General features: G+C 61.1%; 10 protein-coding genes. All 10 read right to left on the bottom strand.

Annotation, left to right across the window (positions count from 1 at the left end):
• On the bottom strand, positions 1 to 2,512 hold a 2,512-nt coding region (locus NKJ94_RS20875; RefSeq protein WP_352527388.1), incomplete at its 3' end, for an ATP-binding protein.
• 83 nt (positions 2,513 to 2,595) lie between these two features.
• On the bottom strand, positions 2,596 to 6,111 hold the full coding sequence (locus tag NKJ94_RS20870; RefSeq protein WP_352527387.1) for a PAS domain-containing sensor histidine kinase: 3,516 nt from the start codon (positions 6,109 to 6,111) through the stop codon (positions 2,596 to 2,598).
• A 683-nt stretch (positions 6,112 to 6,794) separates the two neighbouring features.
• Positions 6,795 to 8,447: a fatty acid--CoA ligase gene (locus NKJ94_RS20865; RefSeq protein ID WP_352527386.1), complete on the bottom strand. Its 1,653-nt coding sequence runs from the start codon at positions 8,445 to 8,447 to the stop codon at positions 6,795 to 6,797.
• A gap of 75 nt (positions 8,448 to 8,522) precedes the next feature.
• Complete coding sequence (locus NKJ94_RS20860) at positions 8,523 to 9,503, bottom strand: 3-hydroxyacyl-CoA dehydrogenase NAD-binding domain-containing protein (protein WP_352527385.1); 981 nt, start codon at positions 9,501 to 9,503, stop codon at positions 8,523 to 8,525.
• Between the two features lie 2 nt (positions 9,504 to 9,505).
• A complete protein-coding gene (locus tag NKJ94_RS20855; RefSeq protein ID WP_352527384.1) occupies positions 9,506 to 10,450 on the bottom strand; it encodes a 3-hydroxyacyl-CoA dehydrogenase in 945 nt (314 codons plus the stop codon).
• A gap of 76 nt (positions 10,451 to 10,526) precedes the next feature.
• Entirely contained in the window at positions 10,527 to 11,312 is a 786-nt protein-coding gene (locus NKJ94_RS20850) for an enoyl-CoA hydratase (protein WP_352527397.1), read from the bottom strand.
• Positions 11,313 to 11,366: 54 nt separating this feature from the next.
• Entirely contained in the window at positions 11,367 to 12,593 is a 1,227-nt protein-coding gene (locus NKJ94_RS20845) for a CaiB/BaiF CoA transferase family protein (RefSeq protein ID WP_352527383.1), read from the bottom strand.
• A 40-nt stretch (positions 12,594 to 12,633) separates the two neighbouring features.
• Positions 12,634 to 13,509 carry an enoyl-CoA hydratase-related protein gene (locus tag NKJ94_RS20840; RefSeq protein WP_502900659.1) on the bottom strand — a complete coding sequence of 292 codons (876 nt, stop codon included), beginning with the start codon at positions 13,507 to 13,509 and terminating at the stop codon, positions 12,634 to 12,636.
• Positions 13,506 to 14,726 carry an acyl-CoA dehydrogenase family protein gene (locus NKJ94_RS20835; protein WP_352527382.1) on the bottom strand — a complete coding sequence of 407 codons (1,221 nt, stop codon included), beginning with the start codon at positions 14,724 to 14,726 and terminating at the stop codon, positions 13,506 to 13,508. Before NKJ94_RS20835 ends, NKJ94_RS20840 begins: the two co-directional genes overlap by 4 nt.
• 323 nt (positions 14,727 to 15,049) lie before the next feature.
• Positions 15,050 to 15,490 (bottom strand): hypothetical protein, encoded by a 441-nt coding sequence (locus tag NKJ94_RS20830; RefSeq protein WP_352527381.1) that lies wholly within the window; start codon positions 15,488 to 15,490, stop codon positions 15,050 to 15,052.
• Positions 15,491 to 15,727 lie beyond the last annotated feature (237 nt).

Genomic DNA, 15,727 nt, shown 5'->3' with positions numbered 1-15,727 from the left:
CAGACCCGAGCCGCTGCCACAATCGGTCATAGGACTGGCGGACGTCTTCCGCCGTCGCGTGCCGCGACCACTGGGCGTCAACCCGCTGGAGATAGTCCAGGCCGACGGCCACGGCGCTGCCGCTCTGGTCCAAGTTCGTGTAGAGGTTGATACGCACACAGGTGACGGCAGCAGAGTCAACAGTTGTCCGTGCGCGCGTTGACACCACCGAGAGACGTTCTTCCGCTGAGGCCAACTCCCCGGATAGATACTCGCACTCAGCCCAGTTGAGTTCGAGGTCGAACGTGAGCCGGTAGCACCGTTCCCATTCGTCCTCCGCCACCAGAGCGCGGCCGGCGGCAAAATACTGCAGCGCTGAGGCATAGGCGGTTGCCGCCTTGGCACGTTTGCCCGCCATGAGGTTGAGCTCGGCGACCTGCTCGCGCTCCTCCGGCGCGGTAATCAGCGCCGCGCCGCGGTCGAACTGGTTGACGATGTCGAAGATGCTGTCTTCCAGCTCTTCCGACGTGGTCTGCGCCGCGAGCAATCGGCCAATCCGAAGATGCGCCATAGCACGCTCGCCTTCGGCGATGAGCGCATAAGCAGCCTCCTGGATACGGTCGTGGAGAAATGTGTAGGTGCTGCCCGATCGGAGGATGAGCCCGGCGCAGACGGCCTCCCAGAGCGCTGCGTGCATCGCCTCCTCCGTTTCCTCGTAAACCAGAGTCAGAGTGGCGACGTCGGCGACATTACCAACGCAGGCGAGCTGTTTCATCGCTTCCTGGGCGGGGACGGAGAGCCGCCTCATCTTTTCGATGAGCAGATCTGCGACGTTGTCGGTGTAACTCCTGGCGCGGATGCGATCGATGTCCCATCGCCAGGCTGGAGCGACGGGATCGAAAACGAGAAGCCCGTCTTCGTTCAGCGCCGTAAGGAACTGGATCGCGAAGAACGGATTGCCGCTGGTTTTCTTGTGCACCAGTTGCGCCAGGGGCCGCGCGCGCTCCGGCTCGCAATGCAAAGCGTCGGTGACGAGTCGCCCAATATCGTCCAGTCCAAGAGGGGTCAGCACGATCTCCTCGACTCTTGCTCCCGCCTCGCGTATCCCGCCGAGCGTTCGTATGAGCGGATGCGCCGGGCCGACTTCGTTGTCCCTGTAAGCCCCCACCAGCAGCAGATGCCGTACTTCCGTATGGGTGACCAGATGCTGGAGGAGGTCGAGCGTCGCGGCATCCAGCCATTGCAAATCATCGAGGAACAGCGCCAGTGGGTGCTCCGCCCGCGCGAACAGGCTGAGGAAGCGCCGGAAAACCATCTGGAAGCGGTTCTCTGCATCCTGTGGAGGCAAGTCCGCGACCGGCGGTTGTTTCCCGATCACGAGCTCCAATTCGGGAACGAGATTGACGATGAGCTGGCCGTTGGGGCCGAGCGCCTCGCTCAGGGAGTCTCGCCAACGGCCAAGCTCAGCTTCGCTCTCGCCCAGAACGGGCCGCACGAGGCTCCGGAAGGCTTGCGCCAGGGTGGCATACGGAATGTCTCGTTTGTACTGGTCGAACTTGCCCGACGCAAACAGGCCCCGCGGCGGGACGAGCGCCTTCTGGAGTTCGTTCACCACCGAAGACTTGCCGATGCCGGCGTACCCGGACACGAGCACGAGCTCTGTTGCGCCATTCGCCACGACCCGGTCGAAGGCGCCAAGCAGCGTCCCGAGCTCATGCTCCCGGCCGTAAAGCGTCTCCGGCGTCATCAGTCGGTCCGACACGTCGCAAATGCCGAGCGGAAACGGCTCTATGCGACGATGCGACTGCCATTCCGCCTGGCACTTGCGCAGATCGACCGAGAGCCCCGCGGCGGTCTGGTAGCGGTCTTCGGCCGTCTTGGCGAGAAGCTTCATCACCATCACCGAGACCGGCCCCGGGATGCCCGCGACCCGCTCGTCGGGCGGTGGCGGTTGGCGGGCAATGTGGCAGTGGATCCATTCCATGGGATCGGAGGCTGTGAACGGCAATGTCCCGGTGAGCATCTCGTAAAACGTGACGCCGAGCGAATAGAGATCGCTGCGAGCGTCGATCGAGCGGTTCATCCGGCCGGTCTGCTCGGGCGCCATGTAGGCGAGTGTGCCGGCGATCACCTCCGGCGGCGCGGGGGCCTGGCGCTCGCGTGGCAGACGCGAGGCGATGCCAAAGCCCATGAGCCATACCTGGCCGGTGACGGGATTCACCAGCATATTCGCCGGCTTGACGTCTTTATGGATGAGGCCGTGCTGGTGAAGCTGACCAAGCGCTGTAGCCGCGCCGATGGCGAGGCGTAGAAACGCTGTAATCTCCCAGGGCCGCTCTAGGAGCCGCAACAGATGCTCGCCGCCGGGGTCCTCGCTGAAGAGCGTAAGCCGCCCCTGGTGAAGCTCCAGCCTCAAGGGTCGGGCCGCCCAGACAGGGTCGAGCTCATCCCTCAGCGCATAGGCGTGCTGCAGCCGCGCAAGGGTTTCTGGCGAGGGCTGCGCCGATGAGGGCATGGCTGCGAGGAGCGGCAAGGATTCGCCATCCCACAGGCCACGGGACAGGACGAACTCCCCGTCCTCCCAAACGGTCTCAGGTGCATGTCCGGACGGAGTCGTCACGTCGCGGGCCTCTTTGATGTCGCCATCACGGCGTCTTCGTGAGGCTCTCCAGTCTGGGCGGCCGAGCGACGAGAATTCGTGAGTGCCTTGCCCGCGCCGGGCAAGAAGAACCGAAGTGCGGCCCCACCCGATGCATTCATGTCTGCCCACAGCCGGCCCCCGTGGGCTTCGATGATCGACTGGGAGATCGACAGTCCCATCCCGACGCCATTTGACTTCGTGGTGTAGAAAGCCTCGAAAACTCGATCGAGATTATCCGGATCAATGCCCGGACCTGAATCGCGCACAGACACGAGAACGCCACCGGTCTGCGTTTGCTCGGTGCTGATCGACATCTCCCGTGGCTCGGCCTGGAGCGTACTCATGGCTTCGACCGCGTTCAGGATCAGGTTCAGCACGACTTGCTGCAGTTGAACACGATCCCCCTCGACGGGATACAGCCCCTCCGCTAGGCGGGTTCGGACCGAGACTCCATTCGTGGTGATCGCGCTTTGCGCCAACCCAATCACTTCGTCGATCGCCTCGTTCAGGTCGAGACGAGACTTTCGAGGAGGCGCTTTCTTGATGTGATCACGGATACGGTCGATGATGTCTCCGGCTCGGTCGGCATCGTCGACGATGCTGGCGAGCGCTTCTCGGATTTCGCCCAGATCCGGTGGATTTCTGTCCAGAAAGTGCATGGCCGCACGGGCGTTGTTGCGCGCCGCCGCAATCGGTTGCGTGATTTCGTGAGCCAGCGAGGCGGTCAGTTCTCCCATTACGCTCAGGCGGTTCATGTGTGCAAGATCCGACTCCAGCTGGCGCAGCCTCTCATGCTCCTCCTGCGCGCGCATGAGTGCTGTCACGTCGGTGCCGGTGCCGCGATAGCCACGGAATTTTCCCTCGGCGTCAAACACTGGCTTGCCAGTTGCCTTCACATGGATGGACGAGCCGTGGCGGCGAGCGGAGTGATATACGAAGTCACGGAATGATTTACGGGAATCGAGAGTTGTCTGGAGAAGCCGCCATTTCTCCGGCTCCGTTTCGAGATCGAGAGCGCCATCCCAGCACGCCGTGCCAATTCGATCAGCCGAGTCTGAACCAAATGCATTCTCGGTCAGCAGCGTGAACTTGTAGTCCGGGCCGATTTCCCAAAACCAATCGGAGGCACTTTCGGCGTAGTCACGGAATTTCGCTTGGCTCTCCTGCAATGCTTCCGAGGCGCGCTTGCGTTCTGTCACGTCGATCTGTGTGGTGACAATCTCGACAAGTTCCCCGCTCGCGGAGAACACAGTTTGGCCGATTACTTCGAGGTGTTTGACCGTTCCATCGGGCAGTACGATTCTGTACCCGATCGAGTAGCCTCTCTTCTCGCCCACCGCGCGCTGAACCTCTGCGTTCAGCCGGTCGCGGTCGCTTGGGTGGATTCGTTGGAACACGGCTTCGCGGCTCGGAACCCCCTGCGCCGGATCAAACCCCCAGATGCGGTAAGTCTCCTCCGACCCATAGAGAATCTTCGTCTCGTTGAAGGCCGACACACCGCTGTGACTCAGCCTCTGTGCTTCCGCCAGATAGGCTTCGCTGCGGCGTAGCCGCTCTTCAGCCTTCTTGGCTCCATCAATGTCGACAGACAGGCCATACCATTGGATGATGCGTCCCTGTCGATTGCGCAGGGGCTCACCACGAGCATGGTGCCAACGAAACTCGCCGTCCGCCCGACGCAGACGGTTCACAGCCTGGTATGAAGTTCCGGTCTGAATTGCGTGTTGGAAAGCGCTTGCAGTTTCTGGAAGGTCGTCAGGGTGCACGAAGGCCTCCCAACCACGCTGCTTGAACTCCTCAAATCGCATGCCGCTATAGTCCAACAGCCGCTGATTGAGTTGGGTCGGTTCGCCGGCGGGGTCCAATGACCAGAGGAGACCTGGTACTGTTTCGAAGATTTGACGGAGCTTGTATTCGCTTTCCCGAAGAGCCTTTTCAGCCCGCTTGCGCTCCGTGACATCGATCTGCGTGGCGACGAGCTCGAAAAGCTCCCCGCTTGCGGACAACACAGGTTCCCCGATTGATTCGATGTGTTTGACCGTGCCATCGGGCAGTAGGATTCGGTACTCGTGCGAGTAGCCTCTTTTCTCTGTGAATGCGAGCTGAACCCCTGCAAGTACCCGATCCCGGTCGTCTGGGTGAAGCCGTTCGGCCATCATTTCAAAGCTCGGAATACCCAGCGTCGGATCAAACCCCCAGATGCGGTAAGCCTCCTCCGAAAAATAGAGGACCTTCGATTTGTTGGCGGCCGTCGCACCGCTGTGACTGAGCCTCTGTGCTTCGGCCAGATGGGCTTCGCTGCGGCGCAGCCGGTCTTCGGCCTTCTTGGCTTCATCGATGTCGACAGACACGCCGTACCACTGGACAATGCGCCCCTGCTGGTCGCGCAGAGGCTCACCACGCGTGTGGTGCCAACGAAACTCGCCGTCCGCTCGACGCAGACGGTTCACAGCCTCGTACGACGTTCCGGTCTGAATTGCGTGCTGGAAAGCCTTTGCGGTTTCTGGGAAATCGTCGGGGTGCAGGAAGGTCTCCCAACCGCCATGCCTGAAGTCCTCAAGTCGCATGCCGCTGTAATCCAACAGGCGCTGATTGAGCTGGGTCGGTTCGCCGGCGGGATCCGCTGACCACAGCAGGCTTGGTACCGTTTCGAAGATCTGACGGAGCTTGTGTTCGCTTTCCCGCAGGGCCTCTTCGGCCCGCTTGCGTTCCGTCACATCCATGTTTGTGCAGAAAAACTCGACAATCCTTCCGTTCGAAGAAAACACAGGACGGCCGATTGATTCCAGGTGTTTGACCGTTCCATCGGGCAGTATGATTCTGTACGCGATCGAATAGCCTCTTTTCTCGGTGTACGCACGCTCAGCCGCAGCGAGCACCCGGTCCCGGTCGTCGAGGTGGACCCGTTTCAACACGGCTTCAAAGCTCGGAATGCCCAATGCCGGATCAAACCCATAGATGCGGTAAGTCTCTTCCGACCAATAGAGAAGCGTGGTCTCGCTATAGATCGTGGAACCGGTGCGGCTCAGGCTCTGCGCTTCGGCCAGATGGGCTTCGCTGCGACGTAGCCGGTCTTCTGCCTTCTTTGCTTCATCGATGTCGACCAGGACGCCGTACCAGCGCAGCACACGCCCATCGCTGGCCTTCAGAGGTGCTCCGCGTACATTGAACCAGCGATATTGGCCGTCGGCTCCGCGAAATCTGCAGACGACATCGTGAGGACTTTCCGTTTCGAGATTTTCGAGCCAGCTGGTCACCTTGAAGGCGACGTCCTCCGGATGGATTCTTTCCGCCCATCCCCAGCCAGTGATTTCGCCAAGCGGCGCGCCAAAATAGTCAAGCACACGCTTGTTGACGTATTCGATATTACCCTCGGGCTCAGCCCGCCACACCAACGTCGGGATCGTTTCCACCAATAAGCGAAGCTCTTGCTCGCCGCTGAAAAGTGCCTCCTCGCCTCCGTTACCGTCCTTTGACACACGTCGCTCCATGGCCGGCCTCCAGATCTGGACCTGCCTTTGTCGGAGACGCCATGTCGCAGAGGATCGCTGACGACCCGGCAAAGGTGGCGCGGGCATCTTACCCCCTGCGCCAGGGACAGACCATATCCTCTCGGGCGAAGCTTTCCGCCTCATCCTCCGAGACGGACGCTCTGCAAAGCTGGTATCTGCAAAATTATGCGAATGCCTCGGGAAGGCGAGTTCGGCTCCGCCTATCCATATGTTTGTGACATGAGGGGCTTGTCCGAAATGCAGCGAACCAGTTCATTCACTGCTGGCTTGCCCGCTGGGAGCTGCGAAAAATACCTCGCGTCACAATCTGCCGACAGTTCCGGGTCACTCGAGAACCCGACCGACAGAAATGTCACCGGCGAAATGACGTGGTATCAATGCGGCGGCCCCAGAGGAGACAGCGGGACACAAACCCTTCAGATTTCCCACGTCCTTTGCGAAGCACGGTCTGAAAGACGACCAATCCGCTGTCGGGATATTAGCGATAAGCTTAGCCGGGAAGGATACCGGTCGCTTGCATGGATGTGCTGCGATTTGGTTGTTTCTGCGCACTCCATCGCAAAAGAGGAGGGCGAGTCGCCCTCGCCTGTGGAGAGAAAAACGGATTGCCGAAGCTGCGGCGCCGCGCTGCCCTGCGGCATCCTGGCGCTGTTGTAAATGAACTAGCGTTCGCCGTATTTCTCTCTGAGCTTCTTTTTGTCGAATTTCCCGACGCTTGTCCTGGGGAGCGCATCGACAAACACGATCTTGTCCGGGATTCCGAATTTCGAAATCACACCGCCATCGATGAAGGCTTTCAGGTGCGCCTTTATTTGCATGTCGTTGAGATCGTCGCCTGTGTGGGCGTCCCTGATGACGAGCGCCAGCGGTCGCTCTCCCCATTTACCGTCCTTGACGCCGATGACAGCAGCTTCCGACACACCCTTGCACTGCGAAATGAGATCTTCGAGCTGCAGCGATGACACCCATTCACCGCCGGTCTTTATCACGTCCTTGATCCGGTCGATGATCCGAACGTACCCGCTTGGCTCGATGACGCCGATGTCGCCTGTGTGCAGATAGCCGCCATCCCACAACTGCTCGGACGCTTCGGCGTTGTCGACATATCCTTGCGTGAGCCACGGCGCACGCACGACGATTTCGCCAGCAGTTTTTCCGTCATGAGGCAATTCGCTGCGGTCCGTGCCGACCAAACGGATATCGACCAGTGGCGCGGGCATGCCGGCCTTGGTTCGGATATCGATCTCTTTCTCCGAATGGCCAGTCAGGTCCGCTGATTTCACCTGTGCCAGGCAAAGCAGTGGTGCACTCTCCGACATGCCGTAGCCGGCATAGACGTCGACGCCCAGCGCAAGCGCCTGTTTGGCAAGCCCCTTCGGCAGTTCGGAACCTCCGACCACCATCTTCAAGCCGGCGAGATCGGTGTTTGCCGCCGTGGCCGCGCCGAGCAGCATCTGCAGGATCGTCGGCACGCCATGCGTGAAGGTTACGCCTTCGGTTTTGATCAGCTTGAGGAGAAAAGCGGGATCGTAGCGTCCCGGATAGACCTGCTTGACGCCGGAAAGCGTCGCGGTCCACGGAAACCCCCAGGCGTGCACGTGGAACATCGGGGTGATCGGCATGTAGATGTCGTCGCGGCAAAGCCGGCCTTGTTTTGCGGCGCTACCCAGGAAAGCCATTTCGGCGAGTGAATGCAGAACCAGTTGGCGATGGCTGAAGTAGACGCCCTTCGGCGAACCCGTTGTCCCGCTCGTATAAAAGGTGGTGGCAAGGGTGTTCTCGTCGAAGTCCGGAAAGCTGTAGTCGGGCGAAGCGCCAAGCAGCAGGTCCTCATATTCGCCGGCAAACGAAAGCCCGCCGGTCTGGGGCGCCGCGCGATCCGACATCAGGATCAGCGTCTTCACCTTGGGCAGTTGCTGTTTGATACCTTCGAGAACCGGAACGAAGTCGTCGTTGACGAGAAGCACCGACGGGCCCGCGTGTTTGATCGTATAGGCGATTTGTTCCGGCGGCAGGCGGACGTTCACCGTCTGCAAGATAGCTCCCATCATTGGAACGGCAAAGTAGGCCTCCAGGAACCGGTTGCTGTCCCAGTCGAGCACACCGACCGTGTCGCCGGCGCGGACACCAAGCCTGTCGAGGCTGTATGCGAGCCGCCCGATGCGCTCGCGCAACTGGCGGTAGGTGAAGCGTCTCAGGTCACGATAGACGATCTCCTGATCGGGCGCCTGCAGCAGGGGGGTATGCCACAGCTGCTTGATGAGCAGCGGATACTGATAGGCGGACTTGGTGACTTCTATAAGTCTTCCGACCATGGCGGCGTCCTCGGGATATGTCACGCGTCAGCGCTCGATGGCGAGGACGCCGGCCAAATGGTTTAATGACGGTCTCTACGCGACGCGATCGGCCTTTCTCGACTGCGACGCTTCCTCAGCCGCCTTGTTGCGCAATTCCAGAAGACCAAGGAGAACCTCGTCTCGTTCTCCGGCCAAGTCGTCGATCGACCGCGAGCCCACCTCGGCGCGAACGCCGTCGATCAGCTTCTGCTGCAGCTCCGGTGTCAGCTCGGGCGAACCCAGGACCTTCCACCAGGCCGTCATCGGACCGGTGAACTGCTGCAGGAAATGCTCCATGCCACCTTGGCCGCCGCCGAGATGATTGAGCAGGACCTGGCCCATGATGCCCCACCGCAGTCCCGGTCCCCAGGAGACCGCGGTGTCGACGTCGGCGACACTGACGACGCCCTCGCCAACCAGATGATACACCTCGCGGGCAAGCGCAGCCTGCAGCCGGTTGGCGACATGCCCGGGCACTTCCTTGTGCAGCCGGACCGTTTTCTTGCCCAGAGCCGTATAGAATTCCGAAGCGCGCCGGATCGTCTCCTCGGACGTCTTCGCGCCGCCGACGATCTCGACCAGCGGAACCAGATGGGGCGGATTGAACGGATGCGCAATGACGCAGCGCTCCGGGTGGTGCGGGCAGCCGGACTGGATCTCGCTCATTGTCAGGCCCGATGAGCTCGAGGCGATGATCACATCGGACGGCAGCAGTTCGTCGAGCTGACCGTACAGCTTTTTCTTGAAGTCGATCCGCTCCGGTCCGTTCTCCTGGACGAGATCAGCTCCCTTGACGGCCTCCGACATGTCGGCGGTAAAGGCCAGCCGCATCGGCGAGGCGCCGGGAGCGAGCCCCAGCCTGTCGAGCGCGGGCCAGGCCGCGTCGACAAAGCGTCTCAATGAAGCTTCCGCATTGGGAGCGATGTCTGTCGCCACGACATCGAGGCCCTTTGCAAGAAATTGTGCCGCCCAGCTGGCGCCGATAACACCCGTACCTATGATGGTGACCTGAGAGATCTGCTTGCTGCCAGCCATGGTCATTTCTCCTTCGAGGGAATTTCGGCGTATGCGACGCCGGACAGATTGCCTTGGGCGAAGAGAAACGTACGCTTCTCGGAGCCATCGAGCTTTGCGGTATAGACCGAGCCACCGAGGTCGGTGACGAACATCCGATCGCCGGGAACATCGAGCGCGATACCGATGCCTTCCATCAGATCGCTGACGACGAGCTCCGGTGCGTATCCATTCCTGGCCGGCGCATCGATCGAGGCACGATTGACGGTATTGCCGGCCGGCGGATTGCCGCGATCCGTCCAGTAGAGGACGCGGCTTTCGAGATCGAGCTCGAGGTCGATCGGTTCAGGCAGCTCGTCGAACCACGTTTCGATGTCCGTTCGACTGGCGGCGTCCTCCCCCTTAGGCAGGTGTATACTCGCCCGGAAGATGCAGCCGAGGCCGGCATTGTCCGGACCCTTCTGCGTCCAGTAGATTTGCCCACGCACGGGATCGACCGTGATACCGACGCACCATTTGGTGGCGTCACGGCTATCGTCTTCGCCCTCGCCCGTCTGGACCAGGGTCTCGACATTTGTGCCGTTGAGATTTGCGCGCATCACCCGCATGCCCTCGCGGTCGCACCAGTAGAGCTTGCCGCTCCGCTTCTCCAAATGGAGCTGCTTGGGCGTGTGTGTGATGCCCTGGGGGACGATGACCCTGCGATTGCTGCCATCGAGGTCGGCACGCTCTATGGACCCGTCGTCAAGGTAGGGCACTCCCATATTCGTCCAGTAGATATGGCCGGCCTCGACATCGACCACGATGCCGTCGGGCAGATGGCAACCAGTGACGATCACCTTCCGGTCGGAGCCGTCCGGGCTCATCGAATGGATACGGTCGCCACTCAGCTCGAGAACGAACAGTCGGCCGACCGTGTCCCTGCTGCCCGATATTGATTTCGACTTCGTCGCGGAAGCGTCGTTCATGGCTCTTTCCTTTCATAGCTCAGGGCCGCGATGCCGAGCTGTGGCATCTCTGGATGTTTGTTCGCCGGGAATGGCTCTATGCGGCCGCTGGAGGTTTCCTGGTTTTGGTGAAGTCAGGAGGGCGCTTTTCCATAAAGGCCGTCAGCGCTTCCTTCGCCTCCTCGGAGCGGACATGCACGCTGAACGCATCGTTCTCGGCCTGCATCGCCGCCTTGGTCTGTTCACGAAAGGGACGCTTCAGAAGTCGCTTGGACGCTTGCAGCGCACCAGCCGGTTTCGCTGCCAGCTTGCGCGCCGTTTCGGTCGCCACCGGCAGTAGGTTCTCATCGAGCACGACCTGCGTGACCAATCCCAACTCCGTGGCGCGCCTGGCATCGAATGCCGATCCCAGCAGAATCAACTCGGCCGCGCGGATGTGCCCGATCGCAGCCGGAACGGCGTAGCTCGAGCCAAATTCAGGCACCACGGCAAGGTTGATGAAAGGCATCTGAAATCTGGTGCTTTCGCCTGCGTAGACGAAGTCGCAGTGCAACAGCACCGTCGTTCCGCTTCCAATCGCGGCGCCGCGCACAGCCGCAACGATCGGCTTGTCGAAATCGGCCAGTGCATTCATGAGTCGGGCCTGGCTGGATTCTCCAGGACCTGGAGGATTCTTCAGAAAGTCCTGGATATCGTTGCCGGCGCTGAAAGCATCCCCTGCGCCGTGCCAAAGCACGACGAGGACACTGTCGTCCTTGCCCGCCTCATTGAAGATATCGGCGAGCTTCGCGTACATGCTCGAAGTCAGCGCGTTCTTCTTTTCCGGCCGGTTGAGTTCAATGCGAAGTACGCCGTCGGACCATTCCGTAACTATGTCATCCATCGTCTTCAATTTCCGTGCAATGATCGTTTAGCTCGGTATGGTGCGAACCTCGCTCTACGCGGCGCGTCCCGGTGCCTTCGGCACGGTGCCGCTGGTGCGCAGAGCGGCTATATCGCTCGTGTCGAAGCCGAGCTGCTCGAGGATTTCCTCGCTGTGTTCGCCGAGCTCTGGCGCGCGTCGGGCCGGAGCCTTGGGGACGCCATGCACCTGCAGGGGGCTGCCAATCGTGAATTTGAGGTTCCCACCAGCGCCATCGAGCGGCATGACGATGTCATTCGCCCTGAGCTGCGGATCCTTGATCACGTCGGTGGGCGCCTGCACCACGCCAAAGGTGAGGTGGGCCTGTTCGAAGACTTCGCGCCAATGGGCCATCGGCTGCGCGGCAAAGATCTGATCCAGGATCGCCGTGAGTTGCCCTGAATTCGCTGCCTGTTTCGCTGGGTCCGCGAAACGGGCATCCGTCAAGAGATCCGGACGACCGATCGCATTGGCCAGAGCCGGCCATTTGTCGGGTGTCAGCACGATCAAGAACCATGTCTCGTCGGCCGCCCGATAGACATTCAAGGTCGCGTTCGGCGGATTGGCGCGATCATGCAACGGGAAGAACGTGGCGTCGGCAAGCGCGGCCTGTGCCATGACCGCAGAGGCCCAGACGCCAGCGGCGAGCAACGAAGTGGTGACGTACGAGCCCTTTCCGGTGCGTTCGCGCCGGTACAGTGCGGTGACAATTGCCGAATAAAGGATGACCGCCGTCGCATGGTCACCACTTCCGGTGACCGGGAATGTCGGCGGGGCACCCGCATCGCGCGTTAGCGACAGCAGGCCGCTTCGGGCCCAGTACGCCGTAAGGTCGAATCCCGGGAGCTGGGCGTCAGGCCCGTTGTCGCCATAGCCGGTAACGTCCGCATAGATCAGCCGCGGGTTCCACGCCGCGACATCGTCATAGCCGAGCTTGAGTTTTTCGCGAGCCGGATGCGGCGTGTTGACGATTAGAACGTCCGTCCATTCGACCAGCCGCCGCAAAACTTCCTGCGCTTGCGGCGACTTCAGATCGAGCGCCAGTCCGCGCTTGTTGCGATTGTTGAGATGCCATGGATAGTTGTCTTTTGATTGCGGCTGCGGCGGAACCCTGTATCCAATCCGCCACGTGTCGCCGGTTGGCGGCTCGACCTTGATGACGTCGGCGCCGAAGTCGGACAGGATCACCGCAGCGGCTGGCCCCGCGATGAAGCTGGCCAGGTCCACCACCTTCAGTCCGGCGAAAATGTTGTCGGTTGCCATATGGTTTGTCCTTTCTGAATTGCCGTGTGCGTCGGGGTCTTCAGCGCCCACGAAACTGTGGCGCGCGCTTCTCGAGGAAGGCGGCCGTGCCCTCCTTCTTGTCCTCGGTTGCGGCGCAGAGCCCGAAGTAGGAGGCCTCGAGCAGCAGGCCTTCGCCCTGGCTCGTCTCCATCCCCTTGTTTGCCGCCTCGAGCGCGAACCTGATGGCAATCGGAGCGTTGGAGGCGATCTTGTGCAGGACGGCCTCGGCGCGTGTGATCAACTCGGCGGCCGGAACAATCTCGTTGACCAGCCCGATTCGATACGCCTCTTGCGCCGTGATCATCTCGCCCGAGAGGATGAGCTGAAGGGCGCGGCCCTTGCCGACGAGCCGCGGCAGTCGCTGCGTTCCGCCACCACCGGGCACCAGGCCCAGTGCGACTTCCGGCTGGCCGAACCGCGCCGTTTCCACCGCGATCCTGATGGTACAGGCCATCGCCGTCTCACAGCCGCCACCGAGCGCAAATCCGTTCACAGCCGCGATCACCGGCTTGCCAAGATTCTCGACGAGGTCCAGTACCCCTTGCCCGAAGCGACTGGACTGTTCAGCCTCGAACGCTGACAACTGCGCGAGCTCGCTGATGTCGGCGCCGGCGATGAAAGCCTTATCGCCGGCACCCGTCAGAATGACGCCGCGTATCGTGACATCGTCGCGAGCGTCCTCGAAGGCCTTTCTCAAATCCGACCATGTCGGCGTGTTGAGCGCGTTGAGGACCTTTGGGCGATTGACGGTGACGTAGGCAATGCTGCCCTTCTTCGCATAGAGCACGTTTGCGAGCGCCAGGCCCGCCGTTTCCACGGCCATGATGAATCTCCTGTTCAGGAAAGGGGGGGCGAGCCAGGGTGGGGGGAGCGACCCTGGCTCGCCGCTGCTCACACGAATGCGCCGAGGCCGGTAATGGCTTTACCGACGATCAGATTCTGCATCTGGTAGGTGCCTTCGTATGAGTAGAGCGCTTCGGCGTCGTTGAAGAAGCGCGCGACATTGTAGTCGGCAACGATGCCGTTGCCGCCGAGCAGTTCACGCCCCCATGCAACCGTCTCGCGTGACTTTGCCGTGCAGAACGCCTTGGCCAGCGAGGCGTGATGGTCGGCAAGCTTGCCTTCGTCATCCATCTGCGCCAGGCGGACCATCAGGCACTGGCACGCGGTCAGGTTGGCGAGCATCTTGGCGAGGATATCCTGCACCATTTGGAATGAAGCGATCGGCTTGCCGAACTGCAGACGCTCCTGCGTATATTTCAGTGTTGCTTCGAACGCGCCCATCTGGATGCCGGTCGATGCCCAGCCGACCATGTAGCGCGTCATCCGCAACACGCGCGCGGTATCACGGAACGAGTTGCCGCCCTGCAGGCGGTTGGCTTCCGACACGCGGACGTCTTTCAGCGTAATCACGCCGTTCTGAACGACCTTGAGCGCGATCTTGTGCTCGATCTTCTCGACGCTGAATCCCGGCGTCGTCTTGTTCTCGACGATGAAGCCTTTCACCTGATTGTCGGCAAGGTCACGCGCCCAGATGATCGAAACGTCGCACCACGTCGCGTTGCCGATCCAGCGCTTCTGCCCATTGAGCACCCAGGTGTCGCCCTCGCGCTTGGCGGTCGTGGTCAGCCCTCCGCTCGTGCCCGAACCGACCAATGGCTCGGTAAGGCCGAAGCAGCCGATCTTTTCCCAGCGCGCCATCGGCGGCAGCCACTTCTGCTTCTGCTCCTCAGAGCCGTCGAGATAGATCGAGCCCATGGCGAGACCGCTGTGCACGCCGAAGAAGGTGCAGAACGAAGCGTCGACGCGTGCCAACTCCATAGCGACGAAGCCGAACAGCTTCTGGCTGCCGCCGGCACAGCCATAGCCCTCGTATCCGAGCCCGCCGAGTCCCAGCTCCTTGAACGAAGGCAGCAGCTCGAAGGGAAACGCATCATCAGACCAGTATTTGTTGATAATCGGCTGGACCTTGCTCTCCATGTAGGCTCGCACCTTCTTGACCACCGCCAATTCGTCGGGGGTCAGGACATCGACAAGCTGGTAGAAGTCGCTGTTTGGCGCCGGCAAAGGCTTGGCCTGCTTGTCTTCCTTGGTTGCGATTGCCACTGCCATTCTCGCTCTCCTGCTCGATTGTCCGATCTCTCGGAATAAAGTGTGAGTAGGACTATGGCTTCAGCCGGCGGCTTCTTCTTGGAGAACTCTGCGGCGGGTAGGACGCCTGTGCCCGATTTGGCGCGCCTCCAGCGTTGATTTGTACGTGGGCGCGACGTGAACTGCCGTCCACGAACGGGATCAAAAATCAGGTTGACCCAGTGACTTTGCAACGCCCAGGAGCACGGTTTGGCAGTGAGGATGAAGACGGCTGGCCCTGACGGACGGAGCTTGCTTGCCGGCAAGGCCATGTTTTCAGGCTCGAAACGTGAGCTTGGTTCGCGCTATCCATTCGGCGGTTGGTTCTGAAAGAACTGACGGCTCTGTCGCTCGGCGTCGGCGAACGCCTTCTCGCCCTCCGTACGAAGGTGTTTCGGCTTGTATCTGCACACTATCTCGCACGCGCAGCCGGGGCCTTCGCGGTCACAGAATTCGAGGTGCTCAGGTCTGTCACCCGCCCCCTCCCCCAACTGCATGAGCGACGCGATCTGCTGGAGCCGCCTGGATGTCATGCAGGCATAGCCGTGGACCGTCCTGAGCACCGCCGCGGCCTGCATCACATTGAGCGCCGTCTGGCCGCATTCTCGTGCGCTTCTCAGATTTTCCTGCGCGGTGTGTTCGAGGATGTCGTGCAGTTGATCAATCAGGCCATTCGTCAGATGGTTGGCGGCTTCTGTGAGCGTCGCTCGATCAGAACGATCGTCGGTCGTGGGTTTCTTGGTCATTGCCGCGCTCCTACCAGCTGCCGCGCACTTCAATCGGTTGCAGCAGGAGCTTATCGGGACCGGTCGTCGCTGGATTTGATCGACGTGCGCCGGCTTGTTTGTCTCGGCGGCAAGTCAGACTGCCAAATGGCAAAGGAATAGCGCCCAGCAATTCGCTTGATTTCGACAAACATACGGTAGCGCGACTCCCTCGCAAACCCCCGCAAGCGCAGAGGCAAAGAAGTCGCCGTTGGCCAG

This window comes from Mesorhizobium sp. M0060 (assembly GCF_040323155.1).
Classification (GTDB): Bacteria; Pseudomonadota; Alphaproteobacteria; order Rhizobiales; family Rhizobiaceae; genus Mesorhizobium.
The sequence above is the reverse complement of the archived record's forward strand: the minus strand, read 5'-3'. Positions and strand labels throughout refer to the sequence as shown.

What these genes read in the sequence shown, in the direction of transcription:
- NKJ94_RS20870 (WP_352527387.1), bottom strand. Translation starts at nt 6,111, where the DNA reads ATGGAGCGACGTGTGTCAAAGGACGGTAACGGAGGCGAGGAGGCACTT.
- NKJ94_RS20865 (WP_352527386.1), bottom strand. Translation starts at nt 8,447, where the DNA reads ATGGTCGGAAGACTTATAGAAGTCACCAAGTCCGCCTATCAGTATCCG.
- NKJ94_RS20860 (WP_352527385.1), bottom strand. Translation starts at nt 9,503, where the DNA reads ATGGCTGGCAGCAAGCAGATCTCTCAGGTCACCATCATAGGTACGGGT.
- NKJ94_RS20855 (WP_352527384.1), bottom strand. Translation starts at nt 10,450, where the DNA reads ATGAACGACGCTTCCGCGACGAAGTCGAAATCAATATCGGGCAGCAGG.
- NKJ94_RS20850 (WP_352527397.1), bottom strand. Translation starts at nt 11,312, where the DNA reads ATGGATGACATAGTTACGGAATGGTCCGACGGCGTACTTCGCATTGAA.
- NKJ94_RS20845 (WP_352527383.1), bottom strand. Translation starts at nt 12,593, where the DNA reads ATGGCAACCGACAACATTTTCGCCGGACTGAAGGTGGTGGACCTGGCC.
- NKJ94_RS20835 (WP_352527382.1), bottom strand. Translation starts at nt 14,726, where the DNA reads ATGGCAGTGGCAATCGCAACCAAGGAAGACAAGCAGGCCAAGCCTTTG.
- NKJ94_RS20830 (WP_352527381.1), bottom strand. Translation starts at nt 15,490, where the DNA reads ATGACCAAGAAACCCACGACCGACGATCGTTCTGATCGAGCGACGCTC.